This is a genomic window from Skermanella sp. (assembly GCF_059503625.1).
Window position 1 is genome coordinate 1 of record NZ_JCACHA010000779.1, and the last position, 9,669, is coordinate 9,669.

A 9,669-nucleotide genomic window follows, 5' to 3' on the forward strand; every position below is an offset into this window, starting at 1 on the left:
CCACGGCTCGAGCCAGCGGAGCAGATCACTTCCAAAACCGCAACTGTAATGTTAGTCCCTCCTGCAGTGCCGCCGCGCAGGCCAGCGCCTGCTGGCGGTAGGCCGTCATGATCGGGGTACGCGACGTGCCGCCGTGGGTAGGGTCTCCGTGCTGCCGGCTGTGCTCGCGCAGCAGCAAGCTGCGGCGCTTGCGGTTGGGGCGAGGCCGATATGTCGTTGGCCCGGCCAGTACCTCGACCAGCTGCCGCATGGGATCCACGGCAAGTAGGCCAAAGCCGAGCAGACGGCAGAGCTTGTGGACGCGCCGGTCCCGGTCCCGCCCACATTGCGATGACGTGACCGCCAGCCACACTTCGTCCGCCGCGGCAAAACGGTCGACAGCCTGCAGGACCAGCTCGAGGGTAAAGCCGGTCCTCAGCTCGGTGACGACGAGCCAGGGCGGCTCGCCTGGCCGGACCGCTACGATATCGCAGCCACAGATCTCACCTTTAACCTTGTAGCCCAGACGTTCGAGATGGGCCTTCACCGCCGGGTACAACGAGGTCTCGGCGTAATGCTGGGGCATGACGATTACCTTGGCGCCACTGCATCAGATGGCCGTTGTCCCTTGCCCTGCTGCCGATGGTCAGAGCGCACTACAGCGCCGCCGAGCCATTCGCCGAGCTTGGACCAGCGGCGCCGGGCGCTGCCGTTCTTGACCGCAATCGCCAGCGCTCGGCGCTGTCCGACCAGCACCACGAGCCGCTTGCCGCGGGTGACGCCGGTATAGAGGAGGTTCCTGGCCAGCATGGCATAGTGCTGGGTGCTGAGCGGGATCACCACGGCTGGGTACTCCGAGCCTTGGGCCTTATGGATGGTAGTGGCATAGGCCAGCACCAACTCGTCCAGTTCGCCGAAGCCATACACCACCTCTCGCCCCTCGAAGCTGACCACGAGCTCAGCCTCCTCAGGATCGATCGCCGCGACAGTGCCGAGGTCGCCGTTGTAGACGTCGCGCTCATAGTCGTTGGTGACCTGCATTACCTTGTCACCGACTCCATAGCTCCAGCCGAAGCGCTCGACCCGGAGTTCGCCGGGCGGGTTCAGCGCCTGCTGCAGCGCGATGTTGAGCGAGCGTGCCCCCAAGCCGCCGCGGTTCATCGGGCACAACACCTGGACGTCTCGTACCGGATCGAGGCCAAAGCGGGCCGGGATGCGATCTCCGACCACGGAGAGCAACCGGCGCACCCCCTCCTCCGGATCAGCGGCCTCGACGAAAAAGAAGTCCGATCGGTCTGCCGCCTTCAGCTCAGGCATTCGGCCGGCATTAATACGATGAGCATTGACGATGATCTGGCTCTCCGCCGCCTGACGAAAAACCTCTGTCAGTCTGACCACCGGCACCGCGCTGGAGCCGATGATGTCGGCCAGCACCTGTCCCGGCCCGACCGAGGGCAGCTGATCAACATCACCCACCAGCAGCAGCGCCGCCTCATCCGGCAGCGCCCGCAGCAGGGCGCGCATCAGCGGCACATCCACCATGGACGTCTCGTCGACCACCAGGAGCTGGCAGCTCAGCGGCGTCTCCTCACCACGCTTGAACCCACCGGTCTTTGGATCAGCCTCGAGCAGGCGATGGATGGTTCGAGCCTCCAGCCCGGTACTCTCGCCCAGCCGCTTGGCCGCTCGCCCCGTCGGCGCACAAAGGCCGACCTCCACCCCCTTGGCCCGCAGGACTTGAAGGATGGAGTTCACCAGCGTTGTCTTGCCGACCCCTGGGCCGCCGGTGATCACCAGCACTTTGGACCGCACCGCCAGCCGCAGTGCCTCGCGCTGGCTGCTGGCCAGCGCGAGCCCAGTGCGGCTCTCGACCCAAGGGATGGCTTTCTCGGCCTCGATCGCCGGCCAAGGTGGCCGGCCCCTGGCGAGCGCCCGCAGCCGCTCGGCAATGACCTGCTCTGCACGGTAGAGCCCGGCCAGAAAGACGCAAGGCTCGCCCGCCAAGGCGTCAGCCACGACCTCACCGGCGTCCAACTCCAGCCCGAGGGCGGCTCGGACCAGGGCAGGCTCTACTTCGAGCAGGGAGCTCGTTAGTGCGCTCAGTTCCTCCACCGGCAAACCGCAGTGTCCCTCCCCCGTGGCCTCGGCTAAGGCAAAGGAGATGCCGGCCCTCACCCGGATCATGGCAGTCGGCTCGATGCCGAGCTTCTGGGCCACGAGATCTGCGGTGCGGAAGCCGATACCGCGAATATCCCGCGCCAGGCGGTAGGGATTGTCGGTGATGACCTGAACGGCGTTGGCACCATAGGTCTTGAAGATCCGTACCGCCCGCGAGGTGCCCACGCCATGGGTGTGTAGGAACAGCATGATCTCCCGAATGACCTTCTGGTCGGCCCAACCGGCGACGATACGCGCGGCCCGTTTGGGTCCGATGCCGGTGACCTCGCGCAGGCGATGGGGCTCGGCCTCGATCATGTCGAACACCGCGGTTCCGAAGGCCTGCACCAGCTTCCGGGCATAGGCCGGGCCGATGCCGCGGATCATGCCAGAGCCGAGGTATTTCTCGACCCCTTCGACGGTGGTCGGCTGGGTTGCCTTCAAGAAGCTGGCCCTGAACTGCAGACCGTGGGTACGGTCATTGACCCAGGTGCCAGACAGCTGCACCCACTCACCAGCCGAGATGGCGGCCGCGTGCCCGACCACGGTGACGAGGTCGCGCTGGCCGCGCACCTTGACCCGCAGCACGCAGAAGCCAGTCTCGGCGTTGTGGTAGGTAACCCGCTCCACGAGGCCGGCCAGGGCCTCCTGTGGCTTAGCCAGGGCGTTCTCAGCCATCGTGACAGGGTATCTGAAAGCTCACCGCAGGAAGATAGTGCTTCGGATGTCGAGCTGCGTCACTCTTCAGCTTGCTGAAGCTCTCCCGTCAGGCCCCGGGGCGCGTCGTGATTGAGGAACGAGCTGTTCTGGCGAGCTGGCAAGAACCGCCGACCGGGAGCGGCGGCGATTGCTCAGCACCTCGCCAAACACTAGCCTTCTCCAAAACAGGGAGGAGCAGAATGCGTTTCCAGGAACAAGCCGTACTGGTAACCGGCGGCGGCAGCGGGATCGGCCAGCAAGTGTGCTTTGCGGCAGCCCATGAGGGTGCTCGGGTGGCCGTTGCTGATCTCGATCAGGAGCGCGCCGAGGCGACCGCTGCGGTGATCCGCGAGCGCAAGGGCGAGGCGCATGCCTTCCGCATCGACGTCGCCGACCCGGCGTCAGCCGCGGAGTTCGTCGCCGCGTCCGAGGCGTCACTTGGCCGGCTTGATGTGCTGGTCAACTCCGCCGGCGTACGGGAGATCGTCCCGGTCCTCGATCTCTCTTTCGAGGAATGGCAGCGCGTGGTCAGCGTGAACCTGTCTGGCACCTTCCTACCCAGCCAAGCCTTCGCACGGCGGCTCGTCGCGCTTGGCCGGCCGGGGCGCATCGTCAACCTGGCGTCGACCCTTGGGCTGATGGCAGCGCCGAAGCGCGCCGCATACACGGCATCCAAGCATGGTGTCGTCGGGCTGACAAAGCAGATGGCCTTGGAACTGGGTGAGCGACATATTCGGGTCAATGCGGTGGCACCCGGCGTGGTGCGCACGCCAATGACGGAGCGCTATTTTCAGGATGAAGAGTACGCGCAGGCCATTCGCAACATTCATGCTCTGGGTCGGTGGGCCGAACCCCATGAGATTGCCACTGCCATCCTTTTCTTGGCCGCTGAGGAAAACGGCTTCATCACAGGCAGCGTCCTGACGGTGGATGGCGGCTGGACGATCGGAAAAAAGATGTAAGCGGGGACGCCAGGGGCGAGCGAGTGACCGGGTCACGCCAGATATGTCGGCCCGCCACCTTTGAGATATCATAGCGACAGTCAGCCAGAGCGCGGCGACGCCGTAGTGTCGGTCGGCCTCCCAGTCGGGCCATTCGGCCTCTACGGCTGCCACTCAGGCGCGAGGGTGACAGGCCGCGTCCCCCATGGCAGCCTTCCCAGAACTGCGCCTGGGAGGGCGTCCGCATGAAGATCGACAAGATCACCTGCCATATCCTGCAGTCCAAGGTAGAGAAACCCTTCACCTCGGCGCGGGGCTGGCTCTACAATACGCGCTCCTCCTGCATCGTCGAGGTGACGACCGATGACGGGCTGACCGGTTGGGGCGAGTGCTACGGCCCGGCCGCTGTCAACAAGACCCTAATCGAGACGCAGTATGCCCCGCGCGTGATCGGCCGCGATCCCTTCGACGTGGAGGTTGTCTGGGAGGACCTCTACAACCGCATCAAGGATTACGGGGCCCAGGGCTTCTCCATCACGGCGCTCTCGGGCATCGACATCGCGCTCTGGGACCTGATGGGGCGGGCCACGGGCAAGCCGATCCACAAGCTCATCGGCGGGGCCTATCGCAAGCAGGTTCAGGCCTATGCAACCGGCCTCTACTTCATCGACATGGACCGGCTGGTCGAGGAGGCGGTGGAGGAAGCGCTGGAGTACAAGGCGCAGGGCTTCCGCGCTATCAAGATGAAGATCGGCCTCGGCGATCCGAAGCTGGACTTGCAGCGCGTGGCGGCGGTGCGGGAGGCGATCGGGCCGGAGATTGGCCTCGCGGTGGACGCCAATCACTGCTTCTCCGTCCCGCAGGCCATCCGTCTCGGCCGCATGCTGGAGCCGCTGAATCTCCTCTGGTTCGAGGAGCCGATCAGCCCAGAGGACCATGAAGGCTATGTCGAGGTCACGCGTGCGCTCGACATGGCGGTCGCGGGCGGGGAAAACGATTTCACCCGCTTCGGTTTCCGCGACGTGATCGCGAAAAAGGCCATGGATATCGTCCAGCCAGATGTCTGCGCCGCCGGCGGGATTTCGGAGATGCGGAAGATCGCAACGCTAGCCTCGGCCTTCGGCGTGGAATGCGTGCCGCATGCCTGGGGTAGCGCAATCGGTCTCGCCGCCACGGTGCAGTTCCTGGCGGCCCTGCCGGATCAGCCGCCGGCCTTCCGCCCCATGCCGCCTATGCTGGAATTCGAGCAGACGCCGAACCCCTTGCGCGACCTGCTGGCGACCCTGCCGATCGAGCAGAAGCATGGCGTCGTCGCCGTGCCGGAGGGCCCGGGCCTCGGCATCGAAATCGATCGCGAGGTTCTGGCCCGCTTCAAGGTGGCATAGAATGAAGGTTGCATTAACCGAGCCAATCGAACCCGTGGGCATGGCAGTGCTGCGTGAGGCAGGGCTGGAGGTGATCGAAGGCCCGGGTGGCGAACAAAGCCACCACCAACTCCGCGCCCTTTGCCGCGCAGCCTCGGCTGTCATCGTGCGGCAGAAGTTGCCCGATGACCTGGCTGCTTCCTGCCCAAGGCTGCTGGTCGCCGCGCGGCATGGGGTCGGCGTGGACCTGATCCCGGTAGCCGACTGCACGGCCCATGGTGTGCTAGTGACCAATGTGCCGGGCGCCAATGCCGATGCAGTTGCCGAATTCGTCGTCGCCCAGATGCTTGCCGCGACACGGCGGTTGGAAACGATGCACCAGCTCCACCTCACGGAAGGCTGGAAGAGCGGTCGCGCCCTGGCGAGCAGCGCCACGGAGCTGCGTGGCCGGACCCTCGGCATCGTCGGCATCGGCGCCATCGGAACGCGCCTGGCGGAGATCGCGCATCACGGCTTCCGCATGCGGGTCTTGGGCTTCCAGCGGAGAAGGGAGGCGCTGCCGGGTTTTGTCGAGTATGCGGCGTTGCCACACCTCTTCGCTGAGAGCGACTTCATCGCCCTGGCCTGCCCCTTGACCCCGGAAACCATGGGGCTGGCCTCGGCCGCACTGATCAGCCGCATGAAGCCGACTGCCTGGCTGATGAATGTCTCGCGCGGTGCGGTGGTCGAGGAGGAGGCGCTGGTCGAGGCGTTGTCGGCAGGCCGCATCGGCGGCGCGGCGCTGGATGTCTACGCCGTGCAGCCGCTCGCGGCGGGCCATCCGCTGCGCGATTTTCCCAATGTCATCCTCTCGCCGCATGTCGCCGGCCTCTCGCGCGAGAGTGCGGCGCGCATGAGCCAGGTCGCGGCACAGGACGTGGTGCGGGTGCTGCGCGGCGGGCGGCCGGCCAACCTCGTCAATCCGGAAGCCTGGGACGCGTACCAGGCCCGCCGCCGGGAGCTTGGCCTGTGAGGATCACCCGCGTCGAGGCCAGCTGGGTTCAGGTGCCGATCCCACCGGATCGTCAGCACCTTTCCGATTTCGGCAGGCAGCCGACCTTCGACAGCGTCATCGTCCGGGTGGAGACGGAGTCCGGCATCACCGGCTGGGGCGAGGCCAAGGCAGGTGTCGCCAGCACAGCGGCCTGCGCCGGGCTGGCCGCCATCATCAACCAGGATCTTGCGCCGCTGCTGGTGGGCGAGGACCCGCGTGACATCTCGCGGCTCTGGGATGTGCTGTACAACATGCCGCGGCAGGGCTTTGCGATCGACCGCGGCCATGTATTCCCGACGCTCGGGCGGCGGGGGCTGTCGATCAGCGCCATCGCGGGCATCGACATCGCCCTTTGGGACATTCTGGGCAAGTCGCTCGGCGCACCGATCTGGCGGCTTCTCGGTGGCCGACGGGCGGAACGCATGCCGGCCTATGCCTCCGGTGGCTGGGCGGATGAGAACAAGATCGGCGAGCAGCTCCTCGGTTACATAGACAAGGGCGGCTTCCGCGCGGTGAAGATGCGCGTCGGCTCGATGGATGGGCCGGTTGCCCGCTCCGCCGCACGGGTGCGGGCAGCGCGTCGGGCGCTCGGCCCTGAAGTCGGCCTCGCCGCCGATGCGCACGGCACCTGGACCGTGGCGGAGGCCAAGGCCTTCTGCCGCATGGTGGAGGATTGTGACCTACTCTGGTTCGAGGAACCGGTGACAGCGGATGACAAGCAGGGCCAGGCGGAGGTGCGCCGCGCCAGCGCCGTGCCCATCAGCAGCGGCGAGAGCGAATTCACCCGGCACGACTTCCGTGAATTGGCGGAGCTGCGTGCGGCCGATGTGCTGCAGCCAGACCTCGCCATCGCTGGCGGCATCACCGAAGGCGTGCGGATCGGCGCCATCGCCAGCGCCTTCAACCTGCGCCTGGCACCGCATCTCTGGTCGGGTGCCCCGGCCTTCGCTGCCGGGCTGCATCTGGCCGCCAGCAACAGCGCGGGCTTCATCCTGGAATACTCGCTCGGTCACAACCCCATGCTGCATGACCTGATCGAGGAGCGCTTCCCCGTTCAGGACGGCATGGTGGACGTGCCTGACCGGCCAGGCCTTGGCATCACAGTGAAGGAAGATTTCCTGAACCGTTACAGGAGGCAATGATGAAGATCCGCGAGATCAAGGCCTATCCCACCTCCTTCCCGCTGCCGCAATCCGGTGGCGTGCGGCTGGGCATCGGGCAGGCCGTGAAGCGCGACTGCGTCATGGTGAAGGTGACGACCGAGAGCGGCCTGGTCGGCTGGGGTGAGAGCCATCATGGCCGCGCCCATACCGCCATCGCCAAGCTGATAGAGACCACCCTCTCCCAGCTCATCCTCGGGATGGAGGCGAGCGACACCACCGGCATCTGGGCCAAGATCTACAAGTACCAGCTTGGCAGCCATGGCATGGGCGCCGGCACCGCCATGGCGATGTCGGGCATCGACATGGCCTTGTGGGACATCAGGGGCAAGGCGGTGGGCTGGCCGCTTTGGAAGCTTCTTGGTGGCGCCCGCCGCCTGGTTCCCGCCTATGCCGGCGGCATCGCCCTCGGCTACCAGCCGCCGGCCGACTTGGTCGAGGAGGCGCAGCCGCTGATCGAGAGCGGATATCGTGCCGTGAAGCTGCGCATCGGCGACACGGTGCGCGACGACACCGCGCGAATGGAGGCCGTGCGGAATGCCTTTGGCGATGGGCTGGCAATCCTGACGGACGCCAACACCGGCTATTCCATCGCGGATGTGCGGCAGGTGATGCCGGTGATGGATACGTTGAACATCGGCTGGCTTGAGGAACCCTTCCCCGCGCACGATCATCATCTCTACACCCAGGCGCGGAGCTATGGCCGGACGCCGCTGGCGGCGGGAGAGAACCACTACACCCGTTTCGAATTCAGCCGAGTGCTGGAGGACAGGGTCATCACCATCTGGCAGCCAGACCTGTCGAAATGCGGCGGCATCACGGAGGCCCTGCGGATCGCGGCCATGGCTAGCGCCTTCAAGATCCCAGTCAATCCGCATTCCTCCATGACCGGTGTGAACCAGGCAGCCTCCATCCATTTCCTCGCTGCCATCGAGAATGGCGGTTATTTCGAGGCGGATGTCTCGAGAAACAACCTGTTTCGCGATGTGCTGGGCAGCGAGCCCTGGCGCATTAGCCGCGACGGGACGGTGCTGCCACTCGATGGGCCGGGCATCGGCGTCGAAGTGGATGAGGGTTTCCTCGCCGCCCATCCGGCCATCGAGGGGCCCGGCTACGTGTAGGCCAAAGCAAGCATCAACCGGGAGGAAATGCGCCAATGAAGCGCCTGCTGATCGCCATTCTTGCCCTGTTCGCGGCCGCGCTACCGGCGCGTGCGCAGGATTTTCCCTCGAAGGATATCCGCTTCCTCTGCGGCTTCGCGCCCGGCGGAACCTGCGACTTGCTATCCCGCATCCTGGCTGAGCACCTGTCGCCGGTCCTCGGCCAGCGCGTCGTGGTGGAAAACCGCACCGGCGCATCGGGCAATATCGCCGCCGATGCCGTGGCGAAGTCGCCGCCGGATGGCCATACGGTACTGCTTGCCACCATGGCGCTCTATACCGTCATGCCGCAGATGCCGGGAATGCGGCTGCCCTTCGATGTCGATCGCGATCTGACGCCGATCAGCAATGTCGCCAACATCTATAATGTGCTCGTCGTCAGTCCACAGGGACCGATCCAGAGCGTCCAGCAGCTGATCGATCTCGCCCATGCCAATCCCGGTAAGCTGACCTATGCCAGCGCGGGGAATGGAGGCAGCCAGCATTTGGCGGCGGAGTATTTCAAGCGACTTGCCGGTGTCGATCTGCTGCACGTCGCCTATCGCGGTGGCGCGCCGGCGATCGTCGATATCGCCGCCGGGCGCACCGATATGATGTTTGGCAATCTGCCGGAGTTTCTCGGCCAGATTCGCGATGGCGGCCTGCGCGCCGTTGCCTTCGGTGCTCCGAGGCCGAGCCCACTGATGCCGCAAGTGCCCTTGATCAGCGCGACGGCGCCGGGCTTCACGGTACGCAACTGGTTCGGCGTCGCCGGTCCGGGCGCCATGCCAAAGCCGGTTCTGGATCGCTGGCTTGCGGCGCTGCAGCGGGTGAACACCGACCCGGTATTCCAGCGGCGGCTGGCCGAGAACGGCATGGAAAGCCTGATCGGCGACCCCGACAGCTTCCGCAGCACCATTCAGGAAGACCGGCGACGCTGGGGCGAGGTGATCCGCGCCGCCAACATCCGGGCTGATTGATCGACTATATGATTAACGATGGGCCGAGGTTCGTGTGTCGGGCATCCAGCTGGGTTCCCGCCAATCCCTTTACTCTCACCGCCACGGCCTTCAGTATTCGCTTGGCCAGTTACGCGAAACGTACCGCCACCAATCCTTCACTTACGGATAAGGAAGCGGCCTTAAGCTCGACTTTGGTCATTCAAGCGGCGTGGCAGAGGGCATAGGTGATGCTCTC

8 protein-coding genes are annotated in these 9,669 nt (G+C 65.7%); 6 read left to right on the forward strand and 2 right to left on the reverse strand.

Annotated elements, in window-relative coordinates:
• Positions 1 to 25: 25 nt before the first annotated feature.
• Positions 26 to 565, reverse strand: a complete 540-nt coding sequence (locus AC5JJ6_RS27275) for a DUF2161 family putative PD-(D/E)XK-type phosphodiesterase (RefSeq protein WP_496045083.1) — start codon at positions 563 to 565, stop codon at positions 26 to 28.
• A 5-nt stretch (positions 566 to 570) separates the two neighbouring features.
• The gene (gene recD2 / locus AC5JJ6_RS27280; RefSeq protein WP_496045084.1) at positions 571 to 2,814 is read right to left on the reverse strand and encodes an SF1B family DNA helicase RecD2; all 2,244 of its coding nucleotides are present in this window, start codon (positions 2,812 to 2,814) and stop codon (positions 571 to 573) included.
• A gap of 221 nt (positions 2,815 to 3,035) precedes the next feature.
• Between recD2 and AC5JJ6_RS27285 the strand changes: the two genes are divergently transcribed.
• The 6 genes from AC5JJ6_RS27285 (at position 3,036) to AC5JJ6_RS27310 (ending at position 9,452) form a co-directional block, all read left to right on the forward strand.
• Positions 3,036 to 3,797, forward strand: a complete 762-nt coding sequence (locus tag AC5JJ6_RS27285) for an SDR family NAD(P)-dependent oxidoreductase (protein WP_496045085.1) — start codon at positions 3,036 to 3,038, stop codon at positions 3,795 to 3,797.
• A gap of 224 nt (positions 3,798 to 4,021) precedes the next feature.
• The gene (locus tag AC5JJ6_RS27290; protein WP_496045086.1) at positions 4,022 to 5,161 is read left to right on the forward strand and encodes a mandelate racemase/muconate lactonizing enzyme family protein; all 1,140 of its coding nucleotides are present in this window, start codon (positions 4,022 to 4,024) and stop codon (positions 5,159 to 5,161) included.
• A 1-nt stretch (position 5,162) separates the two neighbouring features.
• Positions 5,163 to 6,152: a hydroxyacid dehydrogenase gene (locus AC5JJ6_RS27295; RefSeq protein ID WP_496045087.1), complete on the forward strand. Its 990-nt coding sequence runs from the start codon at positions 5,163 to 5,165 to the stop codon at positions 6,150 to 6,152.
• Positions 6,149 to 7,315, forward strand: coding sequence for a mandelate racemase/muconate lactonizing enzyme family protein (locus tag AC5JJ6_RS27300; RefSeq protein ID WP_496045088.1), 1,167 nt, complete (start codon positions 6,149 to 6,151; stop codon positions 7,313 to 7,315). The genes AC5JJ6_RS27295 and AC5JJ6_RS27300 overlap by 4 nt, the downstream gene beginning before the upstream one ends.
• Positions 7,315 to 8,454, forward strand: coding sequence for a mandelate racemase/muconate lactonizing enzyme family protein (locus AC5JJ6_RS27305; RefSeq protein ID WP_496045089.1), 1,140 nt, complete (start codon positions 7,315 to 7,317; stop codon positions 8,452 to 8,454). Before AC5JJ6_RS27300 ends, AC5JJ6_RS27305 begins: the two co-directional genes overlap by 1 nt.
• 35 nt (positions 8,455 to 8,489) lie before the next feature.
• Positions 8,490 to 9,452 carry a Bug family tripartite tricarboxylate transporter substrate binding protein gene (locus AC5JJ6_RS27310; RefSeq protein ID WP_496045090.1) on the forward strand — a complete coding sequence of 321 codons (963 nt, stop codon included), beginning with the start codon at positions 8,490 to 8,492 and terminating at the stop codon, positions 9,450 to 9,452.
• Positions 9,453 to 9,669 lie beyond the last annotated feature (217 nt).

Excerpts from the sequence above, each read along its gene's own strand:
- AC5JJ6_RS27275 (WP_496045083.1), bottom strand. The coding sequence starts at position 565 with ATGCCCCAGCATTACGCCGAGACCTCGTTGTACCCGGCGGTGAAGGCC.
- recD2 (WP_496045084.1), bottom strand. The coding sequence starts at position 2,814 with ATGGCTGAGAACGCCCTGGCTAAGCCACAGGAGGCCCTGGCCGGCCTC.
- AC5JJ6_RS27285 (WP_496045085.1), top strand. The coding sequence starts at position 3,036 with ATGCGTTTCCAGGAACAAGCCGTACTGGTAACCGGCGGCGGCAGCGGG.
- AC5JJ6_RS27290 (WP_496045086.1), top strand. The coding sequence starts at position 4,022 with ATGAAGATCGACAAGATCACCTGCCATATCCTGCAGTCCAAGGTAGAG.
- AC5JJ6_RS27295 (WP_496045087.1), top strand. The coding sequence starts at position 5,163 with ATGAAGGTTGCATTAACCGAGCCAATCGAACCCGTGGGCATGGCAGTG.
- AC5JJ6_RS27305 (WP_496045089.1), top strand. The coding sequence starts at position 7,315 with ATGAAGATCCGCGAGATCAAGGCCTATCCCACCTCCTTCCCGCTGCCG.
- AC5JJ6_RS27310 (WP_496045090.1), top strand. The coding sequence starts at position 8,490 with ATGAAGCGCCTGCTGATCGCCATTCTTGCCCTGTTCGCGGCCGCGCTA.